Source organism: Kitasatospora sp. NPDC004669 (genome assembly GCF_040609455.1).
GTDB lineage: Bacteria > Actinomycetota > Actinomycetes > Streptomycetales > Streptomycetaceae > Kitasatospora.
In genome coordinates this window covers 62,502-78,383 of sequence record NZ_JBEXKB010000044.1, presented here as the reverse complement: position 1 = coordinate 78,383, position 15,882 = coordinate 62,502, and the positions used below count along the sequence as shown (strand labels likewise).

Below are 15,882 nucleotides of genomic sequence, written 5' to 3'. Positions count from 1 at the left end.
AAGACCAGTACCACCCGTACCGCCGATCAGAGCGCGGCTGCGGTGTTCTGGGCGGCGGCGCCGGTCTGGAACGTGTGGAACCAGGTCGCGCAGGACCTCGTCACCTCCCGGAAGGCGAGCCTGGAGCAGGCGGTGAAGGTCTTCGCCCGGCTCGACCTGTCCCTCGCCGACACCGCGATCGCGATGTACGACGCCAAGTACGCCTACCACGTGTGGCGGCCCGTCACCGCGATCCGGCTGGGTGGCACGCACGACAACCCGGGCGTCGTCGGCGTTCCCGACTGGACTCCCCTCCTGCCGACCGCCCCGGACCCGTCCTACCCCGGTGCCCACGGCGCGCTCAGTCAGGCGGCGGCGACGACGCTCGCCGGGTTCTACGGCGCACAGCACCGGCTCACGGTGACCTCGAAGGGCGTCAGCCGAACCTTCGCCGGCTTCCAGGACGCAGCCACCGAAGCGTGGCTCAGCCGGATCTGGTCCGGTCAGCACACCTCCCTCGACAACAGTGCCGGTCAGCGACTCGGCACGCAGGTGGCCGATTTCGTGGCACAGCATCTCTGACCGCCCGCACGGCGCCAGGGCGTGAACGCCCCGTGATGAGCAGCCGGCTGCACCCGACGTGTCGGGTGTGGCCGGCTCCTCGCCACGCAGGTGCCGGAGGGATCCACGGGGTCGGCCGGCGCGCTGAAGACATCGACGTCCGCCATGGCTCCATCATCTGTCGGGAATTCCTGACATGTCGATTTCTTCCGGCGGGTCTTCCGGTCGCCGCGGCCGGTGGCGGGACCGTCCTCGCGCTGGTTCGGCCGTGGGTCCTAGGCTGGAGGGCATGGGTGCGCCCGCGAGGACTCTCGGCGGTACGGCGGCGGATGCGGTCGGCCTGGAGGCGCTGGTGCGCCTGCTGGCCGGGCGCGGTGTCGTGGTGCTCAGCGGTGCGGGGCTGTCGACGGAGTCGGGCATCCCCGACTACCGGGGCGAGACCGGCAGCCGGCGGCGCGGGTCGCCGATGACGTACCAGGAGTTCGCCGGCAGCGAGGCGGCCCGGCGCCGGTACTGGGCGCGCAGCCACGTCGGCTGGCGCAGCATCGCGCGGGCCGAGCCGAACGCCGGGCACCGTGCGGTGGAGCAGTTGCGGCGCTCGGGCCATGTGTCGGCGGTGATCACCCAGAACGTGGACGGCCTGCACCGTGCGGCCGGTACGCGGACGGCGGTGGAGCTGCACGGCGGGCTGCGCCGGGTGGTCTGCCTGGGGTGTCCGCGCGGCAGCTCGCGCGAGGAGCTGGACCGGCGGCTGGAGGCGCTGAACGCCGGCTTCCGGGCGGGGTCGGCCCGGGTGAACCCCGACGGGGACGCCGAACTGTCGCAGGCGCTGGTGGACGGCTTCCGGGTCGCCCCCTGTACGGCCTGCGGGGGAGTGCTCAAGCCGGACGTGGTCTTCTTCGGCGAGACCGTGCCCAAGCCCCGGGTCCAGCGCTGCTACGAACTCGTCGACGCCGCCCAGGCGTTGGTGGTCCTCGGTTCATCGCTCACGGTCATGTCCGGTCTGCGCTTTGTCCGCCACGCCGCCCGGGCGGGCACGCCCGTGGTGATCGTCAACCAGGGCGCGACCCGTGGGGACGACCTGGCCGAGGCCAGGGTCGGCCTGCCGCTGGGCGCGGTGCTGACCGAGGCCGCTCGGCAGGTCAGGGCCGGGTCCCCGCCAGCCTGAGCAGGGAGGCCTTGAGGGCGCCGACGAACGCCTCGTGAACGGCCTCGTCGACCAGGTCGAGGGAGAGGTAGGGGTTGAGGTCCTCCAACTCGACGAGGAGGAGTTCGCCCTCGGGGGTCCGGCAGGCGTCCACCCGCTGGATGCCGCGCTCGACGGTGTTCCACGCGATGAAGCGGTGGGCGAACTCCAGGTCGGCGGCGGTGGGCTCGTACCGTTCGAGGCGCCAGCGCTGCTCGGGGTCGGGGGCGTGCAGGGCGTACTGGAAGGCGTCGTCGACGAAGTAGAAGGAGACCTCGTAGGCGAAGCGGATCAGCGGCTGGACCAGGACACCGTCGTACGTCACGGCGTCGAGCCGGTCGCGGGGGACGATCCGCAGACCGATCGAGTCGGCGCCGAGCTTCGGCTTGACGACGTACTCGGGGACGACGGGCAGGCGGGCGAGGTCCTCGGCCCGGTCGACGGTGGGGATGACCGGGTACCCGGCGGCGCTCAGGTCGAGCAGGTACTGCTTGCCGGCCATGTCGGCGCGCCCGGTCAGCTGGGTGTAGACGCGGGTGCCGCGTTCGAGTGCGGCGCTGCGGAAGGCCTCGTACTCGGTGCGGTAGTTGAGCACCGGGCCGCTGTTGCGGACGAGGACCACGTCGAAGGCGTCCATCAGTGCGACGGCGTCGAGCGGGTGGCACAGCGCGACGTCGAAGTCCTCGCGCAGGTGGGCGGAGAGCCGGATGTCCTCGTCGCAGTACCGGCGGCCCCGGGCCTGGTAGGCCAGGTCGGTGACGAGCAGGAGTCTGGGCTTGGCGGCGGGCATGTCGTCTCCTGAAGATCATCTATCCCGCTCAGCCTACTACGACCGCTTTTGCCGAGAGTCGGCCGCATACTGACCGCAGCCCGACCGGACTTGCCATACCGTACCCGTGAGTTGGCTAGACTGCGCGGGCCTGACGTGATCACAGATGAGGGGGCAGCGGATGAGCGCGGACGAGACCTGGATGACGGCCGCCGAGCCGGGCATGTCCGGCGAACCGGTCGTCCCGCACATACGCCAGGACATCCCGCACAGCGCCCGGATGTACGACTACTTCCTCGGCGGCAAGGACAACTTCGCCGTCGACCGCGAAGCCGCCGAACGAGTGCTGACCGTCTTCCCCACCATGCGCATCGCCGTCCAGGCCAACCGCACCTTCATGCACCGCGCCACCCGGGCCCTGGCCCGGCGCGGCCTGCGCCAGTGGCTGGACATCGGCACCGGCATCCCCACCTCGCCGAACCTCCACGAGGTCGCCCAGAGCGTGGAGCCGGGCGCCCGCGTGGTCTACGCCGACAACGACCCCGTCGTCCTGGCCCACTCCCGCGCCCTGATGACCAGCACCCCCCAGGGCCGCACCGCCTACGTCCACGGCGACGTCCGCGACCCGGCCTCGATCCTGGCCACCCCCGAGGTGGCGCGGACCCTCGACCTGGACCGGCCCGTGGTCCTCTCGATGGTGGCCCTGCTCCACTTCGTCCCCGACCTGACCGACGCCCACGCCATCGTCAAGCACCTGCTGGACCCGCTGCCGGCGGGCTCCGCCCTGGTCCTCTCCCACGCCACCGCCGAACTCGACCCGCCCGGTGCCACGAAGGTCGAGGAGATCTACAACCAGGCCGGCACCTCCCTGCGGCTGCGCCCCGAGGCCGAGTTCGCCACCTTCTTCGAGGGCCTCGACCTCCTCGACCCCGGCATCGTCCCCGCCCACCGCTGGCACCCGGACGAGACCGACGACCCGACCGGCCTCCTCCCCGCCACCGTCACGGACGCCCAGGTCTCCTTCTACGCCGGTGTCGCCCTGAAGCCCTAGCCGTTCGCCCTGCTCCGGCCTGGAGACCTACACCGTCTCCTGGCAGCACGTGGACAGCCGGATCGAGCACGGCGACTACGGCTCGGGCTTCTGGTGGTGGCAGGACGGCGTCGCGTAACCACGAACCGGCCCGGGCGCCGCGCTCCCCTCCGCGTGGTGCCCGGGCCTCAGCAGGTCAGACGCTGTGCCGCAGCGGCCGCCGGCCGACGGCGGCCAGCCCTGCGCCCGCCGCGAGGCCCAGCCCGAGCAGGACCAGGCGCCGCAGAATGAGGGCCTGCCGGTGGTGCGGGCACTCGGGCGGCCGGTGGTCGGGCGGCCCGTCCGGCAGGGCGCCCGGTGCGCCGACGGTGACCCGGCAGGTGTTGGCGAGGTGCCACAGCGCGAGCAGCTGCTCGGCATCGCCCTCGCAGACCGAGGCGATGCTCTCCACCGCGTCGCGCGGCGGGAACTGCTTGCCGTTCACCCAGCGCTCCCACGAGGACTTCGCGTAGTGGGTACGTTCACTGATGCGGGCGTAGGTCAGGCCCGATGCGGACTTCAGCGACTGGAGCTCCTCGGCGAGTCGGTCGGCAGGGGACTGAGACGTGCTTTCGGACGCGTGCTGGCGGCCCATGAGTCTTCTCCCCGTACTTGCACTGATCGGTTTGGGCAGGGCCAACTCTCCGATATTTGACGGCGATCATTCGAGTGTCTCCGAATGTTCTGAGACGGACGGTGCCGTCTCACGGCCTGGAGCTGGGCCTTTGGCGGGCGGGCCGGAGACGGTGAAACGGTTCCCCGGGAGCCGGACTAAACTGATCATCCGAAAGATGATCAGTTCATGTCTTCTGTCGACCTGCCAGAGGGGCCCGCGATGAGCCAGTCCTGGAAGCCGCTTCCTGACGATCTATCGGAACCCGCCCGACGGCTGGCCGAAGAGCTGCGCGCGGTGAAGGACGCGCATCGGATCTCGCTTGCCGAGCTCGGCAAGCGGACCTACCTCAGCAAGGCCTCCTGGGAGCGGTGGCTGAACGGGAAGCGGTTGATCACCCCGCAAGCGCTGGCCGGGCTGATCGCGACGGTGGAGTGCGATGCCGAGCTGTTGACCGACCTGCTGCGGCAGGCCGAGGCCGCGCGGGAAGAGAGTGCTCCGGAACCCGGTCTCGTTCCCATGCCCGTTCCGGTGCCCGGGCTTCCGGCCGAGGCGCCCGCGCCACCGGTTGAAGCGGAGCGGCGCGCACCGGTACCCGAGCTGTCGACCGGCATCCCCACGGCACGGGTCGCCGCCGCCGTGGCCGCCGTCGCCGCCGTGCTCGTCCTGGTCGCGGGCCTGTGGCTGCGCGACCCCCGGGGCGGCGGCAGCGGCACCACGGTCGCGGCGACGGTGCCGGCCGCTACGGCTACCGAGCCCGCCCCGCTCTGCCAGGGTGTCGGCTGCGCGGGCAAGGACCCCCAGACGATGGGGTGCGAGACCGACGACCACACCCTGCTGAAGGGCAACGTCGGCCAGGTCGTCGTGTACGTCCACTACAGCCCGCGCTGTCGGGCCGCCTGGGCCGGGATCACCGACGGCTCCCCGGGGGACAGCGCCACCATCACCACCAACACCGGCTGGCAGGAGACCGCCCTGATCCACTGGGGCTACGACAACTACTCGGTGATGGTCGACGCCAGCCCGGGCGACACCACCCTGCGCGTCTGCGGCCACCAGAAAGGCGGCGACGGCTGCACCCCCGTGGTCGCCGACCCGGCCGCGCGCGCCAGCGCCCTCAGCCTCCCCGCACCCTCGACCGTCACTGTCACCCCGACCGTCACTGTCACCCCGACCGTCACTGTCGCCCCGACCGTCACTGTCACCCCGACCGTCACCGCCACCCCGACCTCCTGAGACGGCTGCGAGGACCGGGACCGAGACCCGTGGGGCGGACGGGGGTGCCGCCCCACGGGGTCGGGGTCGTGGTCGGGATCGGGGTCAGGCGGTCACGGCCGTCCGGTCGGGTTGGACGGTATGGGCGTTGTGCTGGTCGGACCAGATCTGCAGGGCGCTCATGCAGGCGTGGTCGAGGTGGCGCAGCCCGGCCAGGTCGAGTTCGATCGGCCGGCCGGTGGGCAGCTGCTCCAGGGCGTCGAGGATGCGGGGCAGGCGCAGGAAGGTGGCATTGCCGAAGATCCGGACCCGCACCAGGCCCTCGCCCCGGTCCTCGACCTCGATGTGGACCCGCGAGGTCTCCCAGGCGGCCTTGACCACCGCCATGGCGAGGCCGATCAGCACACCCTCGAACATGTCGGTGACCAGGATCGCCCCGGCGGTGACCACCAGTACGACGGCCTCGCCGCGGTGTTCGCGCCACAGCGGCCCGAGCTCCTTGGTCGGCAGCAGCTTGAACCCGGCGTGGACCGGCACGCCCGCCAGCGCGGCCGTGGGGATCACGCCGAGCACGGCCGGGAGCAGCGCGGCGAACAGCAGCAGCCAGCAGCCGTGCAGCACCCGCGAGACCTTGGTCCTGGCGCCGGCCTGGACGTTGGCGGCGCTGCGGACGATCACCGCGGTCATCGGCAGCGCGCCGAGCAGCCCGCACACGGTGTTGCCGGCGCCCTGGGCCATCAACTCCTTGTCGTAGTCCGTCTTCGGCCCGTCGTGCAGCCGGTCCACGGCGGCGGCGCTGAACAGGGACTCGGCGGAGGCGATCAGGGTGAAGGCGACGATGGTGGTCAGCAGGCCGACCTCGGTCAGCCGGGCGAAGTCCGCCCCGCCGGACAACTTCCGGAGGGGCGGACTCAGTTGTGGGCGGGTTGTATCGGCATGGAGGGGGAGTGGTGGGGTCGATGACGCCCGGTTCAGGACGGCCGCCCGTCGTTCGCCCCTGCGACCAGCCAGCGGGACGGTAGGTCGATCCGCCGTCCATCGGGGGTGAACTCCGTGAGGCACAGCGGCATTTCGCCGGAGGCGAGGACGGTGAGCCCGGCCGCGCTGAAGAGTTCGGCGAAGGCCGCGTCGGCGACCTCGGCCGGGGCGAGCCCGTGTTCGAAGACCGGGCGCAGCTTGGGCGGTGGGCCGGCCGGGCTCTGGGTGAGGCGCGCCAGGGTGTTCCTGGCCGCTTCGGAGGGGTCGACCACGAAGGCCCGGCCGCGCTCGCCGAGCAGCGTGGCGATGGCGTCGACGACCGGTCGGCGGTCGGCTGGGTCGCTCTGGTGGATCACACCGCGGACGTAGACGTTGGTGTCGCCGAGCCTGTCGCGCAGCGCCCTGACGTCGGTGGCGTCGGTGGCGTCAAGCTGGGCGAACTCGGCCCGACACGCCGGGTCTTGACGCCGGGCGAGGCCGATGGCGGTGGGGGACAGGTCGACCCCGACGGCGCGGGGGAAGTGGTGGGCCAGGAAGCGGGTCTGGGTGCCGTTGCCGCAGCCCAGGTCGACGACGGGGAGTCGACTATCCGTCAGGTGAGGTCTGAACAGCGCGAGATGACGTTCTGCGGTGAGGGCCGGCTCCGCGTCCCAGATCACCGAGCCCGGTTCCTCCGGCGCATCGCGCCAGAAGCCCTCCCAGGCGTCCCGGTAGCGACTCGTCACGGTCATGGTGGAGAGCTCCGGATGTCGCGCACAGTGTCGGGTCGTGATCTATCGGTCCCGGGCCCGGGCGGCAAGCAGCTATGCGCTGAGTCCGCTGAGCCGCAGCAGCTGGAGCCAGTGACTGTCCGTCGGATCGTCGGGGTCGACGCCGTCGAGGTCCCGGAAGCGCGCGGAGGCGATCCAGACCCGGAAGAACTCGTCCACGCTCTCCGCGATCGGCTCCAACCGGCAGCCCGTGAACCAGACGAAACCCTCGTCCGGCACCCGCCAGACCGTCCCGTCCCGGTCCACCAGGAGCGGGTTGAGGCAGGCTTCGCCGAAGAAGAAGAACCGGGACGGGTCGTCCGGCGGCGACCCGTCGGGCAGCGGGGCCTCCGCCAGCCCCTCGGGGAACTGGCGGTCCAGCACCTGGTCCGCCCGGTACAGGTAGGTGGAGTGGCTGAGGTAGAGGCCGTTGGAGGCGCGGAGCAGCTCGGCGACACCGGCCGGGATGCCCGGCGGGATGAGCTCGGGGTCGGCTCCCTCGGGGACGGCGCAGTCCCAGAGCCGCAGTTCGGCTTCGTGCTCGGCGAGGGTGCTGCGGAGCAGCGCCGTCACGGCGGAGATCTCGGACATCGTCGCTCCCGTCCTGGTTCGGTACGGCGCGAGTATGCCCGCGGGCACCGACACCGGCGGTCAGCGGGGCCGGGCCGGCCCGGAGCATCAGTTCGCGGCGCGGCGGCCCGAAGCCGGCCGCGTCGGCGAGGGCCCGGCGGGCCGGGCGGTCGAGCGCGGTGCGCCCATGGCCCCGAGCACCGAGCTGTCCAGCGGGCTTGCCGCCAGCCGGTCCAGTACCGTCGAGAATGCGGTGCGCAGCCCGTGGGCCCGGTGGCGCACGTCGGGGACGTCGGAATGGAACGCAGCGAATACGGACATGCGGCTCACCTCCAGAACGACCTGCGGACCTGCAGGTATGTCGAGCTTGCACCGATTCGTCAGCGTCCATGCCCGCTTTGACGACCTGCTGACGCAGCCCTGACGCTTCGTGAATCCCGGGGGCGCCCATGCGCGGACCGGCGGACGGGCGGTGCCGGGGCACCGTCCGTCGGCCCGGCGGATCAGTTGCTCACGTTGATACAACTACCCGTGTACGCACCACCGTTGGCGCTGCTGAAGCCGCACCACCGACCGGCGGTGACATAGCCGTACGGCGTGTAGGTCACGGTGTACCAGGTGCCGCCGGCGGCGTGGAAACTCGTCCCGGTCACGACGGCGCCGGACGGGCTCTTGATCTGGATGTCGGCCCAGGTGCTCGCACCGTAGTAGGTGTCGTTCTCCATGGTGCTGACGTAGTAGCCGCCGCCGTTGACGGCGAAGCAGACCTTCGGGTCGACGCCGTCACACGTGGTGGTCGAGGTGGGCCGGGTGATGCCGCCGGTGGCCGAGGGGCTGCCGGTGGCCTGCGGCCGGCCGGCCGTTCGGTGGACGGTGAGCACCCCGTCAGCGGTCCTGACCTCCTGGACCGGCACGGCGCCGTGGTGGGCCGGTGTGGCGGCCGGGGCGGCCGCCGAAGCGCCCGCCGTGCCGCCCGTACCGAGCGCCGCGAGGGCGACGGCGACCACCGCGGTCCGGGCCGGACCCCTGGTCGGACGCGAAGCGACCCTGCCGGCGTTCATGCGTTCCTCCTCGGACGGATCCGTTCGGCGCTCATCCTCGCGGCAGCGCGGCGGGTCGACCATGACGTTGACCTGACATTGACCTGACACTTGGGTCTGTCGCCCGCTACGCTCATTCGCGATCCGGGGTCGGACGGGTGGGGCGACGGCACGGTTCGCAGGGGATTCGGGGGGATGTGTGGGGGCTGCTGTTTTCGCCGCGCTGTTGCGGGAGCGACGCCTGGCGGCGGGGTGGAGCCAGGACGAGCTCGCGGAGCGTTCGGGGGTGTCGGCGCGATCGATCAGCGCCCTGGAGGCTGGTGGGCGCCGGCCGCGGATGTCCTCGGTGGTCCGGCTCGCCGAGGCCCTCGGTGTCGACCCGGACACCCGTACCCGCTGGCTGACGGCGGCCCGGGACACGGACCCGCAGCGCTCGGCGGACGCTTCCGAGGAGGCCCCGGCGCCCGGAGGCGGTGCCGTCGTCTCCCCGGCGCTCCTTCCCGCCGTGTCGTCCGGCCCGGCCGGGCCGACCGGTCCGCAGCAGCTGCCCACGGCCGTCCGGCACTTCACCGGTCGTGCCCGTGAGCTCAAGGTGCTCGATGAGCTGCTGGACGACGTGACCCCCGGTTGCGGAGCGGTCGTGATCTCGGCGATCGCCGGCACCGCGGGCGTGGGCAAGACCACGTTGGCCGTGCACTTCGCCCACCGGGTGGCCGACCGCTACCCCGACGGCCAGCTCTTCGCCAACCTGCGCGGGTTCGACCCCGCGAGGGACCCGGTCGACGCCGCCGAGGTGGCGCGCGGCTTCCTGGACGCGCTGGGCGTTCCGGCCCTCCGTGTCCCCGCCGACCCGGACGGGCGGCTCGCGCTCCTGCGCAGCCGGCTGGCCGGCACCCGGACGCTGATCGTCCTCGACAACGCCCGCGAGGCGGAACAGGTCCGCCCGCTGCTGCCGGGCTCGAACACCTGCCTGGTCGTGGTCACCAGCAGGAACCGGCTGCCCGGGCTGGTCGCCCTGGACGGCGCCGTCCCGTTGACCCTGGACGTGCTCTCCCGGGCGGAGGCGCGCGAACTGCTCGCCCGCCGCGTGGGCCGCGGGCTCGTCGAGGAGCAGCAGGACGCGGCCGACGAGCTGGCCGAGCTGTGCGCCCGGCTGCCGCTGGCCCTGAACATCGCCGCCGCCCGGGCGGCCGACCACCCCGGCACCCCGCTCGACGTGTGGGCGCGCGAACTGCGTGACTCCCGCGTGCGCCTGGACCTCCTGTCGGCCGGCGACAGCCATGCCGACGTCCGGGTGGTGCTCTCCTGGTCCTACCGCGCGCTGGCTCCGCAGGCCGCCCGGCTGTTCCGGCTGCTCGGCCTGCACCCGGGCCCGTTCGTCAGCGCGGCGGCGGCCGCGAGCCTCGCGGGCCTGTCGTCGTCCGAGACCCACGCTCTGCTGGAGGACCTGCACCGCGCCCATCTGATCACCGCGCCGGAGCGGGGCCGGTACACCTTCCACGACCTGCTGCGGGCGTACGCCGCCGAGCAGGCGGAGGCCCTGGAGCCGCCACAGGGGCAGGCCGAGGCGATGGTGCGGTTGTTCGACCACTACCTTCACACCGCGCACCGGGCCGGCTGCCTCGCCTACGCCGACGACGCCTCCTGGCAGTCGCTCGACCTCGCGGAACCGGCCGCCGGGGTGGCGCCCGAGGACCTCACCGACCGTCGGCAGGCGCTCGACTGGTACCGGGAGGAGCAGCCGGTGCTGGAGCGGATCGTCGACCTGGCGCACCGGACGGGGGCCGACGTCCACGCCTGGCAGCTCGTCGGCGCGCAGGTGGCCTACCTGCTGAAGTCCGGGCTGTGGCAGCAGTGGCAGCGGGCGAGTGAGACCGCGCTGGCCGCCGCCGAGCGCACCGGGGACCTCGGCCGGCAGGCCCACGCCCACCGCTGGCTCGGCCAGGTGCACCGCTCGCAGGGCCGCCAGCCCCAGGCCCAGCGCGAGCTGCGCCTGGCCCTCGACCTGTTCGACGCGCTCGGGGACCGGCCGCGTCAGGGCAGGACCCAGCTCGACCTCGCCATCGCCCACGGCGAGGAACACGCCAACGTCGAGGCGGTGGCCGAGTCCCATCGGGCGCTGGAGCTGTTCCGGGCCATGGGCGACCCCTCCGGGCAGGCCCTCGCGCTCAACAGCATCGGCTGGTACCTGGCGCAGCAGGGCGAGCTCCGGGAGGCGCTCCCGTACTGCCGCCGCGCGCTGGCGCTGGCCCAGGACGCCGGGAACCTCCCCGGCCAGTCCTCCATCTGGGACAGCATCGGCTTCATCCACCACCACCTCGGCGAGTACCACGAGGCGCTCCCCGCCTACCACGAGTCGCTGCGGCTGCGTCAGGCGGTCGGTGACTACTTCCTCCAGGCCGACATCCACACCCACATCGGCGACACCCACGTCGCCCTCGGGGACGTCGCGGCCGCCCGAGCCTCCTGGCTGCAGGGCCTCGCCATCCTCGAAGACCTGCAACACCGGGACGCCGACGCCGTCCGGGCCCGGTTGAACGCCCACACCGGGCCGGAGCGGCTCCGCTGAGCGGCGCACCCGGCGCCGGCCCGACCCCGAGCACCGGGATCGCGCTCGCCTCGTACGCGATCGGCTCGCCGCACGAGGTGCACCGCAACGGCACCGCCGTGACGGTCACCGACCCGTTCGGCACCCGTGCGCTGCCCGAGCTCGCGGGCAAGCCGGAGGAGGAACCGCACGTCGGTTCCACCCACCACCACCCGTACCAGACCCCGCCGGGGCAGGTGAAGAAGTAGCTCCTGTCAAGCGCGGACGGCCGGTCGGGGGCACCTGCCCCGACCGGCCGTCGGCTTGCGGGGCGGTTGGCTAGAGTCGCGGGACGGAAGCCCCCCGGCGCCAGGCCGGGAACGGCTGAACCGCTGTCGGCGCAGAGGCCGTTGAACGGGACGGGACGGGGAGGAACGGGGATGGAAGCGGACCGGTCGGAGGCGCGCGCGTTCATCGCGGCCCTGGTGCGCGAGGAGGCGCCGAGCCTGCCGGGGACCCCCGCGCTGGCCGTGCCGGAGGGGTCGGTGGCCGAGGTGACCGCCGTCGCCCGGCGGCTGGCGCTGCACGTGCTGCCGGCGGGTCGGCGGGGGCCGGAGCCCGCGCCCGAGCTGCTGGAGCTGGCGGCGGCGCTGGTGGTGGACGAGCACCCGTCGGCGCCGCGCTGGTCGGCGGCCGAACGCCGGCGGCTGGCGCACTGGGTCGCGGTGCTGATCGAGCACCGGGGCGAGGACGGGGTGCAGGACCTGGTCCGGGAGCTCAACCGGGGCTGAGGCCGGCGGTCGGACGGGGACGTTGGCGGATCGTTGGCGGGTCCTTGGCAGCGCCCGGCAGCCTGCTGTGAGGAGCCGCCGAGGACCGATGGCGGGCTCCCAGCCGTGCCCTTGCCCGACCTGAGAGGTAGCGCGTGTCGAAGTCGTCCGTTGCCCAGCCCGCCCCCGGCCCCCAGCCGTTCGCAGTCACACCGGCCATCGCAGACACAGCGGACGCACCGGCCCCCGCGCCGGCGACACCCGGTCCGGGCACGGCCCGCCCGACCCTCGACCCGGAGTTCGTCGCCGAGATCCACCGGCTGCACGGCGGCTACATCCTGCGCTCCCTGCTCCGGATCACCAGGGGCGACCGCGGCAAGGCCGAGGACATCCTGCAGGAGACCCTGCTGCGGGCCTGGCAGCACCCGGAGGCGATGAGGAACGGCCCCGAGGGCAGCCGGGCCTGGCTGTTCACCGTCGCCCGGCGGATCGCGATCGACCACTACCGGATGGCCGCCTCCCGCGCGCCCGAGGCGATCGGGGAGCCCCTGGAGGACCATCCGGTGGCCGAGGACCCGTACGAGCAGGTGGTGGTCGCCCGGGACATCGCCCTGGCGCTGCGGCGGGTGCAGAAGCACCACCGGGAGGTGCTGGTCGAGCTGCACCTGAAGGACCGCTCGGTGCAGGAGGCCTCGGCCAAGCTGGGGGTGCCGCCGGGGACGGTCAAGTCCCGGAACTTCTACGCGGTCCGGGCGCTGCGGCCGGTGCTCGCGGCGGAGCACGGGTACGCGCCGGTCAGCCGGTGACGTCGCGACGGGCGGTCCGCGGGCCGGGGGACCCCGCGGACCGCGTGCCGGTCAGGCCGTGGACTCCAGCCGGTCGCCGCGCAGGCTGAGCGAGGACTCCAGGGCGGCGGTGAACTCGCTGGTGAAGCCCGCGAGGTGTTCGAGGCGGCGGAAGCGGTCGAGCGCCGAGCGCAGCCGCTCCCGGACCGCCGGTCCGCGGCCGTGCGCCAGCAGGTGGGTGGCGTAGGACTGTTCGGCGACGGCGTGCAGATAGAGCAGGCCCGCCTCCTCGCAGGCGGCGAGCAGCCGGTGCCAGGCGAGGTCGGCGGCGGTGTCCCGGACGGCCGGTGACAGGGCCTGGGCCTCGGTCAGCAGCGACCACAGGTGGACCTGGGTGACCGGCAGGGGCGGCAGCAGCTCCCTGGCCTCCCGGGAACGGCGCTGCGCGGCCTCCGGATCGCCGGTGGCCAGACTGACCCAGCCCTGGTGCACCAGGGCGTCGACCAGTCGCTCGCGGTTGCCGGACTCGACGGCGAGCGCCGTCGCGTCGGCGGCCAGCCGCCGGGCCTCGGCGGAGTCGCCCAGCATCGCGGTGACCAGCCCGAGGGTGGCGAGCGCCCGGACGTGTGCCGAGGCGGCCGCAGGCCCCTCGGCCGAGCCGGACTCGGCGGCGGCCACCGCCCTGCGCGCCGCCTCGGCGGACTCCCGGCGGCGTTCGAGCGCGACGAGCGCCTGTGCCCGGCAGTTGTGCAGGAAGGCCGCCGCGACGGGGTCGCCGCACCGTTCGGCCGCGGCCAGGCCGACGTCGGCGCGGGCCAGCCAGTCGGTGAAGCGGCTGGCACCGTAGTAGAGCGATCCGGTGGTCAGTGCGAGCCGCCAGGCGCGGTCGGGGGCGGCGACGGCGGCGCCGTCGACGAGCACCCGGATCGCGGGCTCCTCCGCGCGGAACCATTCGAGCGCGGCGCGGATGCCGGCGGCGGACGGCACGGTGTACCGCGGGCGGCCTGGGCCGTCGGCGTCCTCCTGCTCGGCGGTGTCCTCCTGGCCGGGGTCGAGGTAACTGCCGCAGTGCGCAAGGGCGGCCTGGTAGTAGTCCAGCAGGCGCTCACGGGCCTGCCGGCGGCTTTCCTCGGGCCGGGCGGCGAACAGCTCGACGCCGAACAGCCGGACCAGGTCGGTGCGGTGGTAGCGGCCGGGGGCGGTGCCGGTGAGCAGGTGGTGGGAGGCCAGTTCACCGAGCGCCCGGTGGGCGGTGGCGGTGTCGGTGGCGAGCAGCGCGGCACTCGCGAGGGTGTCCACCTCCCGGCCGGGGTGGGCGGCGAGCAGGGTGAGGAGTTCCACCGCCTCATCGGTCAGGTGGCGAAGCGTCAGTGCCAGCTGCGGCCGGATGCCGGTGCTGTCGTCGATGTCCAGGCCGGCCAACCGGGTGTCCTCGTCGGCCAGTTCGTCGGCCAACTCCGCGACCGACCAGGTCGGATGGGTGGCCAGCCGGGCGGCGGCGAGCCGCAGGGCGAGCGGCAGGTGCTCGCAGAGGCGGGCGAGCCGCGCGGCCTCCGCCGGCTCGGCGCGCAGCCGTTCGGGGGCCAGCAGCTGTTCCAGCAGCCGCAGGGCGTCGTCCTCGGGCAGTGCGGTCAGGCGCAGCAGAGTGGCGGCGTCGGTGGCGACCAGTTCCTCCAGTGAGCCGCGGCTGGTGACCACGGCGGCGCAGTCCGGCCCCCCGGGCAGCAGGTCGGTGAGCTGGCCGGCGTCGGCGGCGTCGTCCAGGACCACCAACAGGCGCCGGTCCCGGGTCCGTTCGCGGTAGAGCGCGGCCCGGTCGGCCAGGTTGCCGGGGATGTCGCCGTCGGGCACGCCGAGGGCGCGCAGGAAGCGGCCGAGGACGGCCTCGGGTTCGGCGGGGCCGGCCGGGTCGAGACCGCGCAGGTCGGCGTAGAGCCGGCCGTCGGGGAAGCGGTCGGCGGCCCGGTGGGCCCAGGCGGTGACCAGCGCGCTCTTGCCGACCCCGGCCGGGCCGACCACCAGCGCCGGGCCGTCGGAGGGCCGGTCGGCGGCGCAGGCGCGGTCCAGCCAGGCCAGCTCGGCCTCCCGTCCGACCAGCTCGACGCGCTGCCGGGGGAGTTGCCGCGGGACCCGCACCACCGGCTGGGCGGCGGCCGGCGGCCGGTCGTCCGCCAGCACCTCGGCCAGCGCCGCCTGCAGTGCGGGCCCGGGGTGGATGCCCAGTTCGCGGTCCAGCCGCAGACGGGCCCGGTGGTAGGCGTTCAGCGCGTCCGCCGGCCGTCCGGCCTGGTGCAGACAGCGCATCAGCAGCGCCACCAGCTCCTCGCGCAGCCCGTCCCGCCGGACGTTCTGCTCCAGCACCGCCACCGCCGCCGCACCGGTGCCCTGGTGCAGCCGCAGTCCGGCCCAGCGGAGCAGGGCGGCGGTGCTGGACTGCTTCAGGTGGTCCACCGCGGCGGCCCGCAGCGGGGTGTCGGGCAGGTCGGTCAGGGCCTCGCCGCGCCACAGCCGCAGGGCCTCCTCCAGCAGCGCGATCGCCCCGGTGTCGTCGCCGTGGCCCGCCTGTTCCCCGGCCCGCCCGGTCAGCGCCTCGAAGCGCAGCGCGTCCACCTCGTCGGCCGGCCCGGTCAGCAGGTAGCCGGACGCCCGGGTGTGCAGCTCGAACGGCGTGTCGGCGAGCACCTTGCGCAGCGCGGCGACATGCCCCTGCACCGCCGCCCGTGAGCTGGCCGGCGGGCGGTCACCCCACAGCAGCTCGCAGAACTGGTCCACGGTGACCAGCCGCCCCAGCCGCAGTGCCAGCAATGCCAGGATCGCCCGCCGCTGCGGCCCCGCCAGCGTGGCGAAGCCGTCCGCCCCGACCCGCAGTTCCACCGGCCCGAGGAGCCGAATCCGCACCAGTACCCCCACCGCCCACCATGCCGCACCCGACCTGTCCCGAAGCCGGCCCTCGGGATGGCGCAGTGTAGTGCGCACCCATGTCCTGAACGCGCCCGAACGCTCACCGCCGGCAGGGCCTCCACCGGTACAGAGTCCGAAGGGGTGCGCGATGGTTGCCTCCGTGCGGGCAT

15 protein-coding genes and 1 pseudogene are annotated in these 15,882 nt (G+C 73.7%); 8 read left to right on the top strand and 8 right to left on the bottom strand.

Translation table 11 applies throughout. The features are described 5' to 3' along the window. Both ABZW30_RS30690 and ABZW30_RS30685 read left to right on the top strand, forming a co-directional pair. Positions 1-561, top strand: a 561-nt coding sequence (locus ABZW30_RS30690; RefSeq protein WP_355674470.1) for a vanadium-dependent haloperoxidase, incomplete at its 5' end; no start/stop codon positions are given. A gap of 268 nt (positions 562-829) precedes the next feature. Beyond that, positions 830-1,708, top strand: a complete 879-nt coding sequence (locus ABZW30_RS30685) for an NAD-dependent protein deacetylase (RefSeq protein ID WP_355674469.1) — start codon at positions 830-832, stop codon at positions 1,706-1,708. Here the strand turns inward: ABZW30_RS30685 and ABZW30_RS30680 are convergent. Beyond that, positions 1,683-2,516 carry a hypothetical protein gene (locus tag ABZW30_RS30680; RefSeq protein ID WP_355674468.1) on the bottom strand — a complete coding sequence of 278 codons (834 nt, stop codon included), beginning with the start codon at positions 2,514-2,516 and terminating at the stop codon, positions 1,683-1,685. The genes ABZW30_RS30685 and ABZW30_RS30680 overlap by 26 nt on opposite strands. Positions 2,517-2,718: 202 nt before the next feature. Between ABZW30_RS30680 and ABZW30_RS30675 the strand changes: the two genes are divergently transcribed. Beyond that, complete coding sequence (locus ABZW30_RS30675; protein WP_355674473.1) at positions 2,719-3,546, top strand: SAM-dependent methyltransferase; 828 nt, start codon at positions 2,719-2,721, stop codon at positions 3,544-3,546. 175 nt (positions 3,547-3,721) lie between these two features. Here the strand turns inward: ABZW30_RS30675 and ABZW30_RS30670 are convergent, their stop codons facing one another. Next, positions 3,722-4,159, bottom strand: coding sequence for a helix-turn-helix transcriptional regulator (locus tag ABZW30_RS30670; RefSeq protein ID WP_355674467.1), 438 nt, complete (start codon positions 4,157-4,159; stop codon positions 3,722-3,724). Positions 4,160-4,366: 207 nt separating this feature from the next. Here ABZW30_RS30670 and ABZW30_RS30665 point away from each other — a divergent pair, with 207 nt between their 5' ends. Next, positions 4,367-5,413 (top strand): DUF2690 domain-containing protein, encoded by a 1,047-nt coding sequence (locus ABZW30_RS30665; protein ID WP_355674466.1) that lies wholly within the window; start codon positions 4,367-4,369, stop codon positions 5,411-5,413. 84 nt (positions 5,414-5,497) lie between these two features. Here the strand turns inward: ABZW30_RS30665 and ABZW30_RS30660 are convergent. The 5 genes and pseudogenes from ABZW30_RS30660 to ABZW30_RS30640 form a co-directional block, all read right to left on the bottom strand. After that, positions 5,498-6,250 (bottom strand): annotated as a pseudogene (locus ABZW30_RS30660) (SulP family inorganic anion transporter); the annotation flags it as partial. Positions 6,251-6,363: 113 nt separating this feature from the next. Then, positions 6,364-7,101, bottom strand: a complete 738-nt coding sequence (locus tag ABZW30_RS30655) for a class I SAM-dependent methyltransferase (RefSeq protein ID WP_355674465.1) — start codon at positions 7,099-7,101, stop codon at positions 6,364-6,366. Positions 7,102-7,173: 72 nt separating this feature from the next. Continuing rightward, entirely contained in the window at positions 7,174-7,710 is a 537-nt protein-coding gene (locus tag ABZW30_RS30650) for a hypothetical protein (RefSeq protein WP_355674464.1), read from the bottom strand. Positions 7,711-7,797: 87 nt separating this feature from the next. Then, positions 7,798-8,010: a hypothetical protein gene (locus ABZW30_RS30645; RefSeq protein ID WP_355674463.1), complete on the bottom strand. Its 213-nt coding sequence runs from the start codon at positions 8,008-8,010 to the stop codon at positions 7,798-7,800. Between the two features lie 182 nt (positions 8,011-8,192). Further along, complete coding sequence (locus ABZW30_RS30640; protein ID WP_355674462.1) at positions 8,193-8,750, bottom strand: hypothetical protein; 558 nt, start codon at positions 8,748-8,750, stop codon at positions 8,193-8,195. A gap of 178 nt (positions 8,751-8,928) precedes the next feature. Here ABZW30_RS30640 and ABZW30_RS30635 point away from each other — a divergent pair, with 178 nt between their 5' ends. The 4 genes from ABZW30_RS30635 (at position 8,929) to ABZW30_RS30620 (ending at position 12,832) form a co-directional block, all read left to right on the top strand. Then, positions 8,929-11,298: a tetratricopeptide repeat protein gene (locus ABZW30_RS30635; RefSeq protein ID WP_355674461.1), complete on the top strand. Its 2,370-nt coding sequence runs from the start codon at positions 8,929-8,931 to the stop codon at positions 11,296-11,298. A gap of 77 nt (positions 11,299-11,375) precedes the next feature. Then, a complete protein-coding gene (locus ABZW30_RS30630) occupies positions 11,376-11,525 on the top strand; it encodes a hypothetical protein (protein WP_355674460.1) in 150 nt (49 codons plus the stop codon). 171 nt (positions 11,526-11,696) lie between these two features. Beyond that, positions 11,697-12,047 carry a hypothetical protein gene (locus ABZW30_RS30625; RefSeq protein WP_355674459.1) on the top strand — a complete coding sequence of 117 codons (351 nt, stop codon included), beginning with the start codon at positions 11,697-11,699 and terminating at the stop codon, positions 12,045-12,047. Between the two features lie 134 nt (positions 12,048-12,181). Continuing rightward, positions 12,182-12,832, top strand: coding sequence for a sigma-70 family RNA polymerase sigma factor (locus ABZW30_RS30620; RefSeq protein ID WP_355674458.1), 651 nt, complete (start codon positions 12,182-12,184; stop codon positions 12,830-12,832). A 51-nt stretch (positions 12,833-12,883) separates the two neighbouring features. Here the strand turns inward: ABZW30_RS30620 and ABZW30_RS30615 are convergent, their stop codons facing one another. Next, positions 12,884-15,709 carry an AfsR/SARP family transcriptional regulator gene (locus ABZW30_RS30615; RefSeq protein ID WP_355674457.1) on the bottom strand — a complete coding sequence of 942 codons (2,826 nt, stop codon included), beginning with the start codon at positions 15,707-15,709 and terminating at the stop codon, positions 12,884-12,886. Positions 15,710-15,882 lie beyond the last annotated feature (173 nt).